Source organism: Nocardia sp. NPDC004260 (assembly GCF_053603155.1).
In genome coordinates, this window is record NZ_JBSGEZ010000032.1 from 15,812 (window position 1) to 32,574 (window position 16,763).

Sequence of the window (16,763 nt, forward strand, 5' to 3'; positions counted from 1 at the left end):
AGGTGAGTCGTGGGTTGGGGAAACGGTCCGCCGAGCTGGGCGGAGATGGAGCGGGTGCTGTCCGGGCGGCCGAGCCCCGATGTGACGTATCCGGGCGACGGCGGCGACAGTCCGGCGTGGTCGCGTAAGCGCGGCGAGTACCGGCCCGAGCCGGTGCGCCCTGTCGATGAACCGACGGTCCCGTACGCGGAACTGCACGCGCATTCGGCCTACAGCTTCCTGGATGGTGCGAGCCAGCCGGAGGAACTGGTGGAGGAGGCGGTGCGGCTCGGCCTGACGGCGATCGCGCTCACCGACCACGACGGCTTCTACGGCACCGTCCGTTTCGCCGAGGCGGCCAAGGAATGGGGCATGCCCACCGTCTTCGGAGCCGAACTGTCGCTCGGCACGGCACTCGAACCACACGTGCCGGGCGCCGTGCGCGGGCACGCCGCCGCCCCCGACTCGGCGCCGCGCACCGGCGCGCCGGACCCGGCCGGCCCGCATCTACTAGTGCTGGCCCGCGGCCAAGAGGGCTACCGCAGGCTTTCCCGAGAGATCGCCGCCGCGCACATGGCCGCGGGGGAGAAGGGCATCCTGCGCTACGACCTCGACACGCTCACCGCGGCGGCCGAGGGGCACTGGCACATCCTGACCGGATGCCGAAAGGGTCACCTGCGCCAAGCGCTCGAACTCGACTCGCGCGCGGGCAGCGCCCGGCTCGAGCGTTCGGAAGCCGCGTTGCGGGAACTCACCGACCGCTTCGGCGCCGATCGGGTGAGCGTGGAACTCACCCATCACGGCATCCCGGAGGACGACGAGCGCAACGCGCATCTCATCGCCCTGGCCGATCGTCTCGGCCTGCCCGTGCTCGCCACCACCGGAGCGCATTTCGCCGCACCGAGCGGGCGTCGCCGAGCCATGGCGCTCGCGGCGATCCGGGCCAGGCAGAGCCTGGACGAGATAGCGGGCTGGCTGGCCCCTGCGGGCGGTGCGCACCTGCGGTCCGGGGCGGAGATGGCGCGGTTGTTCGCCGACTGCCCGCAGGCGGTGGCGAACGCGGCGGCCCTGGCTCGCGAATGCGCCTTCGACCTGCGGTTGATCGCTCCGAACTTGCCGCCCTTCGACGTGCCCGCCGGACATGACGAGCAGTCCTGGCTGCGCGAACTCGCCATGGCGGGCGCCGCGGCGCGCTACGGGACTCCCCAGGAGAACCCGGAGGCCTACCGGCAGATCGAGCACGAGCTCGCGGTGATCAACGACCTGGAATTCCCCGGTTACTTCCTGGTGGTGCACGACATCGTCAGCTTCTGCAAGGACAACGACATCCTCTGCCAGGGCCGCGGGTCGGCGGCCAACTCCGCGGTCTGCTACGCGATCGGCATCACCAATGTCGACCCGGTGCGCAACCACTTGCTGTTCGAGCGTTTCCTCTCCCCGGAGCGCGACGGCCCGCCGGACATCGATGTCGACATCGAATCCGACCGCAGGGAAGAGGCGATCCAGCACGTCTACCGCAAGTACGGCCGCGAGTACGCCGCGCAGGTGGCCAATGTGATCACCTATCGCGGCAAGTCCGCGGTGCGCGATGCCGCACGGGCGCTGGGCTTCTCGCCCGGCCAGCAGGACGCGTGGAGCAAGCAGGTGAGCCGCTGGACCGGCGTGGGCGCAGAGACGAACACCGACATCCCCGCCGAGGTACTGGAACTGGCCGCCGATATCGAGGGGCTGCCGCGGCATCTCGGCATCCATTCCGGCGGCATGGTGATCTGCGACCGGCCGATCGCCGACGTCTGCCCGGTGGAATGGGCGCGCATGTCCGGCCGCAGCGTCCTGCAGTGGGACAAGGACGATTGCGCGGCCATCGATCTGGTGAAGTTCGACATGCTCGGCCTCGGCATGCTCTCCGCGCTGCACTACATGATCGACCTGGTGCGCGAGCACGAAGGCGAGACCGTCGAGCTGCACGCGCTCGACCTGGCCGAACCCGAGGTCTACGAGATGCTTTCGCGCGCGGACTCGGTCGGCGTCTTCCAGGTGGAGTCGCGTGCGCAGATGGCCACCCTGCCCCGGCTGCGCCCGCGCAGCTTCTACGACCTGGTGGTCGAGGTGGCGCTGATCCGCCCCGGCCCGATCCAGGGCGGGTCGGTGCATCCCTACATCCGCAGGCGCAACGGGGCCGAGGACGTCGTCTACGACCATCCGGCGCTGAAGAATTCGCTGGAACGCACGCTCGGCGTGCCGCTGTTCCAAGAGCAGCTCATGCAGATGGCCGTCGACGTCGCCGGATTCACCGCCGTCGAGGCCGATCAGCTGCGCCGCGCCATGGGCTCCAAGCGGTCACCGGAGCGCATGGAGCGTCTCAAAGCGCGGCTCTACCAGGGCATGCGGGAGCGGCACGGCATCACCGGCGAGGTCGCCGACCGTATCTACGAGAAGCTCTACGCCTTCGCGAATTTCGGCTTTCCCGAGAGTCATTCGCAGAGCTTCGCCTCGATCGTGTACTACTCGGCCTGGTTCAAGCTGCATCACCCCGCCGCCTTCTGCGCGGGTCTGCTGCGCGCCCAGCCGATGGGGTTCTACTCGCCGCAATCACTGGTCGCCGACGCGCGCAGGCACGGGGTCATGGTGCACGGTCCCGACGTCAACGCCAGCCGCGCCGAGCCCACCCTCGAGGCGAAGGGCGCCGAGGTGCGCCTCGGTCTCGCCGCGATCCGCCAGATCGGCGACGACCTCGCCGAGCGCATCGTCGCCGCCAGGGGTGAGCGGCCCTACACGTCTTTCCTCGACCTGACCGGACGGGTGGAACTCACTGTCGCGCAAGCGGAATCGCTCGCCACGGCGGGCGCGCTCGGCAGCCTGGGCAGCACCCGCCGGGAAGCGCTCTGGGCGGCGGGCGCCGCCGCGGGTGAGCGCCCGGACCGGTTGCCCGGCACCGGCGCGTCCACCACCGCGCCCGTCCTGCCCGGGATGAGCGATCTGGAGACGGCCGCCGCCGACGTCTGGGCCACGGGCGTCTCGCCGGGCAGTTACCCGACGCAGTTCCTGCGCTCCCACCTGGACGCCCTCGGCGTCATACCCGCCTCCGGCCTGCGCACCGTGCCCGACGGCTCGCGGGTCCTGGTGGGCGGCGCGGTGACGCACCGGCAGCGTCCCGCGACCGCGGAGGGCATCACCTTTCTCAATCTGGAAGACGAAACCGGCATGGTGAACATCGTCTGCTCGCTGGGGCTGTGGCGGCGCTACCGGCGCCTGGCCCAAGGCGCGGCCGCGCTGCTCATCCGCGGGCGGGTGCAGAATGCCGAGGGCGTGGTCAGCGTGGTCGCCGAACATCTGCAGCGCATGGATCTGCGGATGGCGTCCAAATCGCGCGACTTCCGTTGAGCCGGTTGCTTCAAGGAAGTGTTAGAAGCGTTCTAGAGAACCGTTATGCGCGGCTTTTCGCGCAGTGCGAACGGCTACTGTGCCAGGCATGAGGAAGCTTGCTGTGCTGGGCGTCGGCGTGCTGGGGTTGATCTTGCTCACCGGCTGCGGTGACGACAACGCGGCACCCGCTCGGGATCGGACGCCGACGATCGTCACCGGTCCGGGACCCGCGGCTCCCGCGCTCGTGCCGCCGGGGCTGCACGAGCAGGCGCCGCCCAAGCGGGAGGACAACTCCGGCGCCGAACCGACGTCCACCCGCAAGGAGGTGGTCACCGGCAGCGTCGAGATCACCGCGGACGCGCCGGTCACCGCGGCGGGCACGATCATCGACCAGGTGCGCGCCGCGGGCGGCCGAGTCGACAGCCGCACCGAACAGCCCGGCACCGACGACAACGAGCCCAGCGCCACGCTCGTCGTCCGGCTGCCCGCGGACAAGACCGACGCGTTCATCGCGGGCCTCGGCGGGGTCGGACAGATCACCCGGGTCACCACCAACCGCGACGACGTCACCATGCACTGGGAGGACCTGGACGCGCGGATCAAGGCACTGCAAGCCTCGGTCGACCGGCTGCGCGGACTCATCGCGGGCGCCACCACCACCTCCGACCTGATCGCCGCCGAGCAGGCGCTGTCCAGCCGCCAGGGTGAGCTGGACAGCCTCACCGCGCAGAAGCGCAGGCTCGACGACCAGGTCGCCCTGTCCACGCTGACCATCGACGTCACCACCGATCACAAGAACTCCGGCGACGACCCCGACAACTTCTGGGACGGCATCGTCTCCGGCTGGAACTCGCTGGTGGACTGGCTGCAGGACGCGATCGTGTTCAGCGGCAAAGCGATTCCGTGGCTCGGCTTCCTCGCGGTGGTAGTCGCCGTGCTGTGGGGGATCGTGCGTCTGGCGCGGCGGCGCAAGCCCACGCCTGCTGCGGGAGAATCGGCACCGGAGCCGGAGAGCAGCGCCTCGGATGGCGCGGAGACCAGCGCAGGAGGCAAGAGTGCCGACGGTGGTAAGGGCGACGATCAAGCCGAACAGCCGTAAGGGACCGCTGGTGGAGACCCTCGACGACGGCAGCCTGCGACTGTACGTGCGAGCTCCCGCCGTCGAAGGAAAGGCCAACAAGGCCGCCATCGAGTTGCTCGCAGGCCACTTCGCAGTCCCCAAGTCCGCCGTCCGGCTGACGGCGGGCGCGACCTCCCGCTTCAAACGATTCGAAATCGACGTGCCTTGACGTCGCCGCCGCAGATCAAATGCCGCCGGGGAAGCCGAGTTGGCGCCATGCCTCGTAGACGGTCACCGCGGCCGCGTTGGAAAGGTTCATGGAGCGGCGGCCTGGCAGCATCGGGATGCGCAGCCGGTCGGTGATGCGCGGATCGGCCAGCACCTCCGCGGGCAGGCCGGTGGGTTCGGTGCCGAACAGCAGCACGTCGTTCTCGCGATAGGCCACGTCCGTGAACCGAGTGGTGCCCTGGGTGGTGAACGCGAAAACCCGCTCCGGGCGCAGTACCTCCCATGCCGCCGCCAGATTCGGGTGCACCGTCACCGACGCCAGATCGTGGTAGTCCAACCCGGCCCTGCGCAACTTCGGCTCCGACAGATCGAATCCCAACGGCTCGATCAGATGCAGATGACACCCGGTCCCCGCGACCAACCGGATCGCGTTGCCGGTATTCGGCGGAATGCACGGCTCGTGGAACATCAGATGGAACACGACGCATCAGTCAACCAGGTCGCCGGAGCCGTCCGCCCGCACCCCACACGAGTGGCACACCGCCGCGGGGACTACTCGCGATTCGCCGCAGGCATGCGCCACTCGTCGACCACCGGACCGGTCTGCAAGAATCGGGAAGGTGACCGATGCCGATACGCCTATCGCCCGGGCCGGACGCCGCGGTTCGGGAGCGGAGTTCTTGCGTGCCCATCTGCCGATGGTCGTCGTGACGCTGGTCATCGTGGTGGCGGTGGTGTTCGTGGCGTCCGATCGTTGGCGGCGCGGGACGTTCTTCTTCGGCGGTGCCACGCTGCTGGCGGCGGCATTCCGGCTGTGCCTGCCGACTACCCGGGTGGGGCTGCTGGCGGTGCGCAGCAAGCCGTTCGACGTCGGCGCGCTGACGCTGCTGGGGTCGAGCATCCTGTTCCTCGCGGCCACGATCAACACGCTCGGCGTCGGCTGAGGGCGGGCGACCCAGCGATGGCGGGGTCGCCCTTGTGCTCAGCGGGCAGCGGTGTATCGCTCGGCGAAGACCGTCCGCTCGCGCGGACTGCGCACGCCGATAGCGGCGCTGCGGGAGTGGATCGAGACCAACATCAACCGCATCGAAGCGGCGCGGCGAGCCGCAGCGCTCTGAGAGTGGACGGCATCACGGCGCGAGGCACCGATCAGTGCGGACGGGAGGGAAGCGCACTCTTTCAGCGTTCGGGGCGCACACCGGCGCGGGCCAGGCGCATGGTCTCGGTCAGCAGTTTGGACACCGCCGCCGCCTCGGTGAGGAATCCGTCGTGCCCGTCGCGGGAGTGCACGATCTCCAGTCCGTCGCATCCGGGCAGCAGATCGGCGAGTTCCTGCTGGGTCCGCAGCGGATAGAGCCGGTCGGAGTCGACGCCGCCGACCACGCACGGCACCGGCGTCGCCGAGAGCGCCGCCTCGATGCCGCCCCGGCCGCGGCCGACGTCATGGCGGTTCATCGCCTCGGTCAGCAACACGTACGTGGCGGGATCGAAACGCTTGCAGAGCTTTTCGGCCTGATGGTCCAGGTAGCTCTGCACCGCGTACCGTCCGCCGTTCCACGGGTCCTCGTCGCCCTGCGGCTTGTTCGCGAACCGGTGATCCAGCTCGAACTCGGTGCGGTAGGTCAGGTGCGCGATCCGCCGGGCCAGCGCCATCCCCGTCGTCGGTGCGCGGCCGGTGCCGTGATAGTCGCCGCCCTGCCAGTCCGGATCGGACGTGATCGCCGCGATCTGGGTGGTCTGGGTGCCGATCTGATCGGCGGTGGCGCGGGCTCCGACCGCGAGCACCAGCGCCGCGGCGACCCGATCCGGTGCGCCGACCATCCACTCGAGCACCCGCATACCGCCCATCGACCCGCCGACCACGGCCGCGAGCCGCTCGACACCGAGCAGGTCGAGCAGAGCGGCTTCGGCGGTCACCTGATCACGGATGGAGATCTCGGGAAAACGCGCGCCCCAAGGCTTTCCGTCCGGAGCCGTGGTGGACGGCCCGGTGCTGCCCTTACAGCCGCCGAGCACGTTCGTCGCGACCACACACCATTCGTCGGTGTCCAGCGGCGCGCCCGGCCCGACCATGCCGTCCCACCAGCCGGGCAGCTGGTGCAGGCCGTCGGGCTTGCCGACGACGTGCGAGTCGCCGGTCAGCGCGTGTTCGACCAGCACGACGTTGTCCAGGCCGGGGGAGAGCTCACCCCAGCGTTGTACCGCGAGGTGGACGTCCGGGATGACCGCGCCGTTCTCCAGTCGCACGTCCCCGATGGCGATGGTGCCGAGCTGTCCATCGGGGGGCGGCAGGGCGATGCCGGAGGTCCGCGCGCTCGGTTCGGTGTTCACGGTCATGTCGCCGCCGCCGCGAAACCGGGGGGCGGAGGATCCGGGAGGAAACGCACGATCCCGAACTCGGCACCACGGCTGTGCGGGGCCGACTGCGCCGGGCCTCGCTCGGCCCCGGGCGCGGTGAATTCACTCATGGTTTGCTCCCAAGCAGGTGTTCGCCGGTACAGCAGGGGTTAGCGGTGTGTGGGTGACGAACAACAACACATGGCGGCGACCTCCTGTTACGCGCTTGCTCCCGGCTCTCGGGAGCCAGGTCATCACCCGGAGCACCCCACCGCGGCTGGAGGGTTGCCGACCAGCGAGCCGGGGCTTGACGCTGGTACTCATGACCTGTCCGGCATCATAACCGGCGGGCGGTCAGCGCCCGAAATCCTCCATCGAACTCACTGGTCCGCGGCGGTCGGCGCACCACAGCAGGTGCGCACGAACTCGTCGTAGGCCTCGGTGAACGCGGCCCGCCCCGCCCTGGCCGCGACCGCGAGGTCGTCGTCGAGGAACACATCGTCGGAGCACTCCATGCCGATGTGGCCGATCAGTTGCCAGGCGCCGACGATCAGCCGCACCGGGCGCGCGTCCGGCGTGGTGCCGAGGCGCTCGGCGACCACCGCGGCGATCGCGTGGTTCTTGTCGTCGGCATGCTCCATGCTGCGCGCGCTGACCGACGGGCTGCTGCGCAGAATCCGCTGCATCTTCTGGAACTGCCGGAACGACAGCGGATCCGCCTCGCCCGCCGCGGCGGCTTCATCGACCACGTGCAGGAAGGCCTGGCGCAGCGCCCCGAGTTCGTTGCCCGTGCGGGGCAACTCGCGCAGCGTCTCGGCGATGGTTTGCCCGAAATCCTGCACCGGCCCCAGGACGATGTCTTCCTTGCTGTCGAAATAGCGGTTGATGGTGCGCGGCGAGACGTCCGCCGCGTTGGCGATCTGCTCGATCGTGGTCGCGTCGAAGCCCTGTGTGTCGCACAGGTCGAGGGCCGCGGCGATGATCCGCAGCCTGGTCTGTTGCTTCTTGCGTTCGCGCAGGCCCTGGGTCGCCGGGCCGCCGGCGGCGCGGTCGGCCGCTGCGCCCGCGCCCGTCGGCGCCGATAACTCGAGCATGCCCCCATGTTAACGCAACCTGGCGTTTTCCTGTCCGTAACGGTCAAATGTCGTATCGCGACATTTTGCGCTTGACGACAAATGTCGCTAGATGACAGGATTGCTCGGGACATCGAGGACGAGGAGAAGACCGTGACCGAGACCGCGACAGCGGTGCACGCGCCGCAGCGGGCGAGCGGTTCAGCGCGTTGGCTCGCGCTGGGAGTGATCGCGTTAGCCCAGCTCATGGTGGTGTTGGACGCCACCATCGTGACGATCTCGCTGCCGTTCGCGCAGCGTGATCTCGACATCAGCGACGGCAACCGGCAATGGATGCTCACCGCCTACACGCTGATCTTCGGTGGCCTGCTGCTGCTCGGCGGCAGGCTGGCCGACTACCTCGGCCGACGCCGGATCTTCATCGTCGGCCTGATCGGCTTCGCGAGTGCGTCGGCGCTGGCCGGTCTCGCGCAGACCGGTGCGGAACTGTTCGCCGGACGCGCGTTGCAGGGCGCGTTCGCCGCGCTGCTGGCTCCGGCCGCGCTCTCGCTGCTGTCGGTGACCTTCACCGAGCCCGGCGAGCGGGCCACCGCGTTCGGTGTGTTCGCGGGCATCTCCGCGGGTGGTGCGGCGCTGGGCCTGATCGCCGGTGGCGCGCTCACCGAATACGCCTCCTGGCGCTGGTGCCTGCTGGTCAACACGCCGATCGCGCTGATCGCGCTGCTCGGCGCGCTGGCCTGGGTGGCGAAGGACGTGCCTGCGCCGCGCAGCGGGGGATACGACGTGCCAGGAGCCGTCACCGTGACGCTCGGCCTGATCGCCATCGTGTACGGCTTCAGTCGTGCCGCCGACGACGGCTGGCTGGCAGGCAGCACGCTGGCGCTGCTGGTCGCCGGGCTGGCCCTGCTCGTCGCCTTCGTCGTGATCGAACGGCGCTCGGCGAACCCGCTGCTGCCGTTGCACATCCCGGGTGAGATCAACCGGGGCGGCGCTTTCCTCGCCGCGCTGCTCATCCCGATCGCGATGTTCGCGATGTTCCTGTTCCTGAGCTTCTACTTCCAGATCACGCTGGGCTACTCCGCCCTGAAGGCGGGCTTCGCGTTCCTGCCCTTCCCGGCGGGCATCGCGATCTCGGCGGGTGTCACCAGCGCCCTGCTGCCGAAGCTCGGCCCGCGTCCGCTGATGCTGGCCGGGGCCGTGCTGGGCGTCATCGGCCTGGTGCTGCTGGCTCAACTGAGCTTCGGTGACAGCTTCCTGGCCGGTGTGCTGCCCGCTCAGGTGCTCATCGCGCTCGGTATGGGTCCGCTGTTCGTCGGCATGCAGACGGTCGCGCTGCATCAGGTGGAGGAAGAGGACTCCGGCGTCGCCTCCGCGCTGCTGAACGCGGCTCAGCAGGTCGGCGGCGCGGTCGGCACGGCGTTGCTGACCACCATCTCGGTGCAGGTCGCCAAGACCTTCGCGCACGACAATCCCGGCATCGACAACCTGGCCGCGCGGGCCGCGATCCACAGTTACGACGTGGCCTTCTACGTCGGCGCCGGGTTCTTCCTGGCGGCCATCCCGATCATCGCGCTGATGATCCGGGACCGTCCGGAGAACCTGATCGAAGGTTCCGAGGACGGGGCGCGGCTTCCGGTCGCGGTCTGATCCACCGGAACGAGGTCCGTGCGGCGTGTTGACGCCGCGCGGACCTCGTCATGTGCCAGGCCGTTGCCGTGCTGGAACGGAAGGCGGATCATGGCGGCGACGGCGGTTGCGCGGGTTCCGCCGAGGCGCTGGAAGGCATTGCCTACCAATCGGTAACAAAGGTGGTCCAGCTCACTCCGGGGGCTGCCCGTGCGGTGAGGACTTCGGCAGCAGTACGCTTGTCTTGTTTGCACCACATGTCCCGCCGACAACGCGGGACATATACGTTGTCTGTTGGAACAGCTGGGGTCCGCTCACAAGCGTGTTCGCCTGGCCGTGCAATGAGGGCACCATCCTAGGAGGACACGAAGATCCATGTCCAAGATCAAGGTTGAAGGCACCGTCGTAGAACTCGACGGCGACGAGATGACCCGGATCATCTGGCAGTTCATCAAGGACAAGCTGATCCACCCCTACCTCGACGTGAACCTCGAGTACTACGACCTCGGCATCGAATACCGCGACAAGACCGATGATCAGGTCACCATCGACGCCGCCGAAGCCATCAAGAAGCACGGCGTCGGTGTGAAGTGCGCCACTATCACTCCGGACGAGGCGCGAGTCAAGGAATTCGGCCTCAAGAAGATGTGGCGGTCGCCCAACGGCACCATCCGCAACATCCTGGGTGGCACCATCTTCCGGGCCCCGATCATCATCTCGAACGTTCCGCGGCTGGTGCCGGGCTGGACCAAGCCGATCATCATCGGCCGCCACGCCTTCGGCGATCAGTACCGCGCCACCGACTTCAAGGTGTTCCAGGGCGGTACCGTCACCGTGACCTTCACCCCGGACGACGGCAGCGAGCCGATCGAGCACGAGGTCGTGAAGATGCCCGAGGAGGGCGGTGTCGTCCTGGGCATGTACAACTTCCGTAAGTCCATCGAGGACTTCGCGCGGGCGTCGTTCAACTACGGCCTGCAGCAGAACTACCCGGTGTACATGTCGACGAAGAACACCATCCTCAAGGCCTACGACGGCATGTTCAAGGACACGTTCCAGGACATCTTCGACGCCGAGTTCAAGAGCCAGTTCGACGCCGCGGGCCTGACCTACGAGCACCGGCTGATCGACGACATGGTCGCCTCCTCGATGAAGTGGGAGGGCGGCTACGTCTGGGCGTGCAAGAACTACGACGGCGACGTGCAGTCCGACACGGTGGCGCAGGGCTTCGGCTCGCTCGGCCTGATGACCTCGGTGCTGCTGACCCCGGACGGCCGCACCTGTGAGGCCGAGGCCGCGCACGGCACCGTCACCCGGCACTACCGCCAGCACCAGCAGGGCAAGCCGACCTCGACCAACCCGATCGCGTCCATCTTCGCCTGGACCCGCGGGCTCGAGCATCGCGGCAAGCTGGACAACACCCCCGAGGTCATCGGCTTCGCGCAGACCTTGGAGGACGTCGTCATCAAGACCGTCGAGGGCGGCCAGATGACCAAGGATCTCGCGCTGCTCGTCGGCGGTGACCAGGGCTATCTGAGCACCGAGGAGTTCCTCGGCGCGCTGGACGCCAACCTGGCTCGCGCGCTGCGCTGATCGCGGGGCCGAGCCGCGTCGCTCGGCCGACTCCGGCGCTGGGTGGTCACCCAGCGCCGGGCTGAACCACGGGCACCCGCCCACCCTCGGTGGAACGGGTGCCCGGACTGTTTCGCGACCGATTCGCTGGGGGCGTCGGCCCGTCGCGCATGCCTCGCGATGTCGCCGCTTGTCAGCTCGCGCCGACTCCGGTGGGATCGAGCAGGCCCGCGAAAGCGCGGGTGAAACTGGCCGCCTCATTGCCGCGTTCGAACTCCGCTTCGAACAGTCGCAGCAGGGGATCGAGCAGATCGGTCGCCACGCCTTGCTTGCGGCTGGCCGTGAGGATGCTGGACAGACCTGCCCGGTTGACCGCCAGGCCGGAGAAGTTCACCGGGAATTCGCCGCCACTTCTCGGGTCGGCGTGTCGCCCGCCGAGTATCGGCGCACCTTCAGGCAGCGGGAGTCGGTGCCGGCGTGGTGGGCGAACTCACCTTCGCTGGGGAAGCGATCGCAGACCGAGGCCGGTTACATGAACACGTGACCACCGCCCCGACCCCCAGTACCACCGCGCCGCCCGGACGAACCGATTGGCACGTGCCCGCGATGCTCGCCCTGGCCCTCGGCGGATTCGGGATCGGGACCACCGAATTCGTCACCATGGGTTTGCTGCCGGACATCGCGTCGGCCATGCGGGTCTCCGAGCCGACCGCGGGGCACGCGGTATCGGCCTATGCGCTCGGTGTGGTGATCGGCGCGCCACTGATCGCGGCGCTGTGCGCGCGGATGCCGCGCAAGCGCCTGCTCGTCGCGCTCATGGTGGCGTTCACCCTGGGAAATGCGGCGACCGTCCTGGCGCCCTCGTTCGAGACGCTGGTTCTCGCGCGATTCGTCTCAGGTTTGCCACACGGTGCCTACTTCGGTGTCGCTTCGTTGGCCGCTGCCACTCTCGCCCCGGTAGGGCAGCGGGCCAAGGCGATTGCCGCGGTTATGCTGGGATTGAGCGCCGCCAATGTTGTCGGCGTTCCCGCCGCTACTTGGCTCGGCCAGCATCTCGGCTGGCGCGATGCGTTCGTGGTCGTCGCGCTCATCGGAGCGACCACCGTGGCGGCGCTGCTGCGCTTCGTGCCGGAGCTCACCGGCATCACGGTGACCAACCCGATGACCGAACTCGGCGCGCTACGTCGCCCCCAGGTGCTGCTGACGCTGCTGGTCGGCGCCGTTGGGTTCGGCGGCATGTTCGCCGTCTACACCTACATCGCGACCACACTCACCGACGTGGCCGGTCTGCGGGCCGGGGCGGTTCCCTTGGTGTTGATGCTGTTCGGCGTGGGCATGGTGATCGGGAACATCGTCGGCGGTGTGCTCGCCGACCGCGGCGTGGACCGAGCCATCTCGGTATCGATGGTCGCGATGACCGCCATCCTCGGTGGCTTCGTCGTCGCCGCGCACAACCCGTACACCGCGGCCTTCGGCGCGTTGCTGGTCGGCGCGTCCGGAGCTGCCTTGGCGCCGGCACTGCAAACCCGTCTGATGGACGTCGCGGCCGACGCCCAGACCCTCGCCGCCGCCCTCAACCACGCTGCCTTGAACCTCGCCAACGCCGCCGGCGCCTGGCTCGGCGGCCTGGTCATCGCCGCGGGCCTCGGTTACACGGCTCCGGCCGTGGTCGGGGCGGCCCTCGCGGCGATCGGCGTCGCGTTGTTCACCGTGACCGCTTGGACCGCGCGGAGATCACGCCCGCAGCGAGCGACGCGGTAGCGATGCCGAAGCAGGCCCCGAGGTTGTCGGCGTAGGGGCCATCACAAGACAGCGGTAAGGCTTCCCGATGCGGGACAGAGCGCGTGACTACGTTCGCGCGGGTCCTTACCCACCGTGCTTGTCGGAATCCGGACTCCCCGGGTCGAGCGCGGACTGTCCGGCGGGGCGGGCGGCCAGAGCGCGGCCCGCGATGTCGTGCAGGTGCGCCGAGGCGCGTCGCCACCGGCGGCGGGCGCGCTCGTCGTCCGGGTCGATGAAATTCGAGATCAGGATTCCGCGCAGCGCGTCCATGGCCGTGTAGATGAAGTCGCGCGCCTCCTTGCGGCGCACGTCGTCCGGCACGAAGCGGGCGACCGCCAGCAAGACGGCGTTGTTGACGAACGGCTCGACCTTCTCCATCGCCGCGGCCAGCACCGGGTCGGTCCGCCCCGCCACCCACAGTTCGACGGTCGCGATGAACAGCGGACCCTGGTGCAGGTCCCACAGGAACTCCAGCGCCGCGGCCACCGGATCGTCGCCGGTTTCGACCCGCGACATCTCCCGCATGGCGGTCTCGGCGCGCAGTTGCGCCAGGTGGCTGATCGCGGCCACCACCAGATCGGTCTTCGAGCCGAAGTGATGGACCTGCGCCCCACGGGTCACCCCGGCGCGCTCGGCCACCCGCGGCGTCGTGGTGCCCGAGTATCCGTACTCGACCAGACAGTCCACCGTCGCGTCCAGCAGCCGGGTGCGCATCTCGGTGCTGCGCTGTTCCTGCGTCCGGCGCTGCTGCTTCACGACTACGCTCCTGGCCACCGTCCGATCCTACACTTACATACAGTGCTGTATGTTCCGCTGTTTCGGTGGGGAAATGGGCGATATCGAGGCTGCCGGGGCGGACGGCATCCGACTGCGGCCGAGTGGGCGCCTCCGCGGGTGGTTCTCCGAAAACATGCATGTCTCACTGTATGTAGCAAGTGAGATGCAATCGGCTGGTTACCGGGGTTGTGGTCCCGCTTCCACGCGCACCTCTTGTTGACTTACATACAACCTTGTATGTTTGTTTTCACTCGTTCGGCCGCTCGCGGCGTATGCACAATCTGAGGAGTTCGATGGCGAACAAGGTCTACGTCGTCGGTGTCGGCATGACGAAGTTCGAGAAGCCGGGCCGCCGCCTGGTCGAGGAAGCCGACGGCACTACTGGCGCCTGGGACTACCCGGACATGGCCAGGGAATCGGGCACCAAGGCGCTCGCGGACGCGGGCATCACCTACGACCTGGTGGAACAGGCCTACGTCGGCTATGTGTACGGCGAATCCACCTCGGGCCAGCGTGCCGTCTACGAACTCGGCATGACCGGCATTCCGGTGGTCAACGTGAACAACAACTGCTCCACCGGTTCGACGGCGCTGTATCTCGCGGCCCAGGCGATCCGGGGCGGGCTGGCCGAATGCACGCTGGCGCTGGGCTTCGAGAAGATGCAACCCGGTTCGCTGGGGTCGACCTGGGACGATCGCGAGCAGCCGATGGCCAAGCACATCATGGCGCTGGCCGAGATCTCCGAGGTGCTGTTCCCCGTGGCGCCGTGGATGTTCGGCGCGGCCGGGCGCGAGCACATGAAGCAGTACGGCACCACCGCCGAGCACTTCGCCAAGATCGGCCACAAGAACCACAAGCACTCGGTGAACAACCCGTATTCGCAGTTCCAGGACGAATACACCCTCGAAGACATCCTCGCCTCGCGGATGATCTACGACCCGCTGACCAAACTGCAGTGCTCGCCGACTTCCGACGGGTCCGGCGCGGTGATCCTCGCGAGCGAGGACTTCGTCGACGCCCACGCTCTCGCCGGGCAAGCGGTGGAGATCGTCGGCCAGGCGATGACCACCGACTTCGCCTCGACTTTCGACGACACCGCCAAGAACCTGATCGGCTACGACATGAACGTGCAGGCCGCGAGGAAGGTCTATCACCAGTCCGGGCTGGGCCCGGAGGACTTCCAGGTCATCGAGCTGCACGACTGCTTCTCGGCCAACGAACTGCTGCTCTACGAGGCGCTCGGCCTGTGCGGCGAGGGCGAGGCGGGGCAGCTGATCGACGACGGCGAGACCACCTACGGAGGCAAATGGGTGGTCAATCCCTCCGGCGGGTTGATCTCGAAAGGGCATCCGCTCGGCGCGACCGGTCTCGCGCAGTGCTCCGAATTGACCTGGCAGCTGCGCGGAGCGGCGGACAAGCGGCAGGTGGACGGCGTCACCGCCGCCCTGCAACACAACATCGGCCTCGGCGGCGCGGCCGTCGTCACCGCCTACCAGCGCGCCGACCGCTGAACCGCCGACCAACTCGACGAGGAGTGCGACACATGGGACATATCGAAGCCACCAAGGACGTCAACGCCGCCCCCGAAGCCCTGTGGGCGGTCGTCTCCGACCCGCAGACCTGGGACAAGTGGTTCACCATCCACGAACGCTTCATGGAGGAGCCGCCCGCCGTGCTCAGCGCGGGCGCCAAGCTGGTCGCCAAGATCGTGATGCTCGGCATGGCGAACAAACTGGAATGGACCATCGTCTCGGTGGACGCGCCGAACAAGCTGACACTCGGCGGCACCGGCATGGCCGGCGTGCGGACCGAGTTCACCTTCGACATCCGGCCCAACGGCGAGGGCAGCACCATCCTGGTGTCGGGTGACTTCGAGGGCGCGTTGATCAAGGGCGCGCTCGGCAAAGCGGTGGAGAAGGACGGCATCAAACAGCTCGACCGTTCGCTCGACCAACTCGACACGTTGGCCTCGGCGGCATGAGCGGTCAGGCCCGGAGGCGGCAGCGGAGCGTGACCACGCAGGGCCCCGCTCGTGCCGGAAAGGATGCGGCATGAGCGCCGAAACGAGCGCCCGCGCAGTCGAGTTCGACGACAGCGGCTTGGAGACGTGGTCCGACGAGGACCGTTTCGCGGTCACCGCCGAGCGGGTCGCGGAGTACGCCGCCGCGACGAACGATCCGATCGCCGCGCACCTGGCCGGTACGGTGGCCGGACCGGTCTTCGCCATCGTCCCGGTCTTCGAGGCCATGATGATGCCCGTCATCGACGTCGCGCCGATGGACATCTTCGGCCGGGTCGTGCACGGGGAGCAGGACTTCCACTTCCACCGCGCGATCCGCCCCGGCGACCGGCTGGTGTCGCGCGCCAAGGCGATCGGCTACACCAGCCGCCCCAACGGCACGACCATCACCATTCGCATCGAATGCCGTACCGAGGCGGGAGAACCGGTCAACGACCAATACCTCACCGCTTTCTTCCGCAACATCGATGCGGGCAAGACGGTTGGCGCGGTCGCTCCGGCGCACAAGTTCGACGAACGGCTGCGCCAGCAGGACCCGGTCGCCGTCGTGGCGCAGCACGTGGACCACGACCAGACCTTCCGCTACGCACCGGCGTCCGGCGATCCCGTGCCGCTGCACCTGGACGAGCAGGTCGCCAAGGACGCCGGACTGCCCGGCATCATCGCGCACGGGCTGTGCACCATGGCGTTCGCGTCCTGGGCGGTGCTGACCGAGGTCGCGGAGTCGGATGTGCACCGGCTCAGGCGCTTCGCGGTGCGCTTCGCCAAGCTGGTCTTTCCCGGCGACGATCTGGAGACCCGCATCTGGAAGGCGGGCTCCGCCGACGGCGTCACCCGCTACGCCTTCGAGACCGTGCGCGGCGACGATGTCGTGCTCAGCGACGGACTGGCCGAGATCGCCGACTGACCATCGCGCGGCGGCACGGTGTCCGCCACGCCCTTT

General features: G+C 68.6%; 16 protein-coding genes and 1 riboswitch. Of the genes, 11 read left to right on the plus strand and 5 right to left on the minus strand.

The annotated features are described in order from the left end of the window. Positions 1 to 9 precede the first annotated feature (9 nt). From ACWEO7_RS19805 to ACWEO7_RS19815, 3 genes are all read left to right on the plus strand, one after another. Entirely contained in the window at positions 10 to 3,363 is a 3,354-nt protein-coding gene (locus ACWEO7_RS19805) for an error-prone DNA polymerase (protein WP_452425084.1), read from the plus strand. Positions 3,364 to 3,451: 88 nt separating this feature from the next. Then, positions 3,452 to 4,444 (plus strand): DUF4349 domain-containing protein, encoded by a 993-nt coding sequence (locus tag ACWEO7_RS19810; RefSeq protein WP_452425086.1) that lies wholly within the window; start codon positions 3,452 to 3,454, stop codon positions 4,442 to 4,444. Beyond that, entirely contained in the window at positions 4,401 to 4,634 is a 234-nt protein-coding gene (locus tag ACWEO7_RS19815) for a DUF167 domain-containing protein (protein ID WP_452425088.1), read from the plus strand. The genes ACWEO7_RS19810 and ACWEO7_RS19815 overlap by 44 nt, the downstream gene beginning before the upstream one ends. A 15-nt stretch (positions 4,635 to 4,649) precedes the next feature. Here the strand turns inward: ACWEO7_RS19815 and ACWEO7_RS19820 are convergent, their stop codons facing one another. Then, a complete protein-coding gene (locus ACWEO7_RS19820) occupies positions 4,650 to 5,114 on the minus strand; it encodes a tRNA (cytidine(34)-2'-O)-methyltransferase (RefSeq protein WP_355079013.1) in 465 nt (154 codons plus the stop codon). A gap of 217 nt (positions 5,115 to 5,331) precedes the next feature. On the opposite strand from ACWEO7_RS19820, the gene ACWEO7_RS19825 reads away from it, so the two are divergent. Both ACWEO7_RS19825 and ACWEO7_RS19830 read left to right on the plus strand, forming a co-directional pair. After that, positions 5,332 to 5,577, plus strand: coding sequence for a DUF3017 domain-containing protein (locus tag ACWEO7_RS19825; RefSeq protein ID WP_355079114.1), 246 nt, complete (start codon positions 5,332 to 5,334; stop codon positions 5,575 to 5,577). Between the two features lie 51 nt (positions 5,578 to 5,628). After that, complete coding sequence (locus ACWEO7_RS19830; protein WP_452425089.1) at positions 5,629 to 5,751, plus strand: hypothetical protein; 123 nt, start codon at positions 5,629 to 5,631, stop codon at positions 5,749 to 5,751. 61 nt (positions 5,752 to 5,812) lie between these two features. On the opposite strand, the gene metX is transcribed toward ACWEO7_RS19830, so the two are convergent. Then, positions 5,813 to 6,970: a homoserine O-acetyltransferase MetX gene (gene metX / locus ACWEO7_RS19835; RefSeq protein ID WP_452425091.1), complete on the minus strand. Its 1,158-nt coding sequence runs from the start codon at positions 6,968 to 6,970 to the stop codon at positions 5,813 to 5,815. Between the two features lie 217 nt (positions 6,971 to 7,187). Next, positions 7,188 to 7,298: riboswitch (SAM riboswitch) on the minus strand. Between the two features lie 52 nt (positions 7,299 to 7,350). Further along, positions 7,351 to 8,064: a TetR family transcriptional regulator gene (locus ACWEO7_RS19840; RefSeq protein ID WP_452425093.1), complete on the minus strand. Its 714-nt coding sequence runs from the start codon at positions 8,062 to 8,064 to the stop codon at positions 7,351 to 7,353. 81 nt (positions 8,065 to 8,145) lie between these two features. Here ACWEO7_RS19840 and ACWEO7_RS19845 point away from each other — a divergent pair, with 81 nt between their 5' ends. Together ACWEO7_RS19845 and ACWEO7_RS19850 are read left to right on the plus strand one after the other, a co-directional pair. Continuing rightward, positions 8,146 to 9,690 (plus strand): MFS transporter, encoded by a 1,545-nt coding sequence (locus ACWEO7_RS19845; RefSeq protein WP_452425095.1) that lies wholly within the window; start codon positions 8,146 to 8,148, stop codon positions 9,688 to 9,690. A gap of 354 nt (positions 9,691 to 10,044) precedes the next feature. Next, positions 10,045 to 11,262 (plus strand): NADP-dependent isocitrate dehydrogenase, encoded by a 1,218-nt coding sequence (locus ACWEO7_RS19850; RefSeq protein WP_450015120.1) that lies wholly within the window; start codon positions 10,045 to 10,047, stop codon positions 11,260 to 11,262. Positions 11,263 to 11,434: 172 nt separating this feature from the next. Here ACWEO7_RS19850 and ACWEO7_RS19855 read toward each other — a convergent pair whose 3' ends face one another. After that, positions 11,435 to 11,701: an imine reductase family protein gene (locus ACWEO7_RS19855; RefSeq protein WP_452425139.1), complete on the minus strand. Its 267-nt coding sequence runs from the start codon at positions 11,699 to 11,701 to the stop codon at positions 11,435 to 11,437. Positions 11,702 to 11,781: 80 nt separating this feature from the next. Here ACWEO7_RS19855 and ACWEO7_RS19860 point away from each other — a divergent pair, with 80 nt between their 5' ends. After that, a complete protein-coding gene (locus ACWEO7_RS19860) occupies positions 11,782 to 13,002 on the plus strand; it encodes an MFS transporter (protein ID WP_452425096.1) in 1,221 nt (406 codons plus the stop codon). Between the two features lie 105 nt (positions 13,003 to 13,107). Here the strand turns inward: ACWEO7_RS19860 and ACWEO7_RS19865 are convergent, their stop codons facing one another. Further along, on the minus strand, positions 13,108 to 13,737 hold the full coding sequence (locus ACWEO7_RS19865; protein WP_452425140.1) for a TetR/AcrR family transcriptional regulator: 630 nt from the start codon (positions 13,735 to 13,737) through the stop codon (positions 13,108 to 13,110). 356 nt (positions 13,738 to 14,093) lie between these two features. Here ACWEO7_RS19865 and ACWEO7_RS19870 point away from each other — a divergent pair, with 356 nt between their 5' ends. The 3 genes from ACWEO7_RS19870 to ACWEO7_RS19880 all read left to right on the plus strand — a co-directional run bounded on the left by ACWEO7_RS19870 (position 14,094) and on the right by ACWEO7_RS19880 (position 16,727). Further along, positions 14,094 to 15,311 carry a lipid-transfer protein gene (locus tag ACWEO7_RS19870; protein WP_452425098.1) on the plus strand — a complete coding sequence of 406 codons (1,218 nt, stop codon included), beginning with the start codon at positions 14,094 to 14,096 and terminating at the stop codon, positions 15,309 to 15,311. Positions 15,312 to 15,343: 32 nt separating this feature from the next. Beyond that, positions 15,344 to 15,781 carry a type II toxin-antitoxin system Rv0910 family toxin gene (locus ACWEO7_RS19875; protein WP_355079032.1) on the plus strand — a complete coding sequence of 146 codons (438 nt, stop codon included), beginning with the start codon at positions 15,344 to 15,346 and terminating at the stop codon, positions 15,779 to 15,781. Positions 15,782 to 15,851: 70 nt separating this feature from the next. Beyond that, on the plus strand, positions 15,852 to 16,727 hold the full coding sequence (locus tag ACWEO7_RS19880; protein WP_452425100.1) for a MaoC/PaaZ C-terminal domain-containing protein: 876 nt from the start codon (positions 15,852 to 15,854) through the stop codon (positions 16,725 to 16,727). Positions 16,728 to 16,763 lie beyond the last annotated feature (36 nt).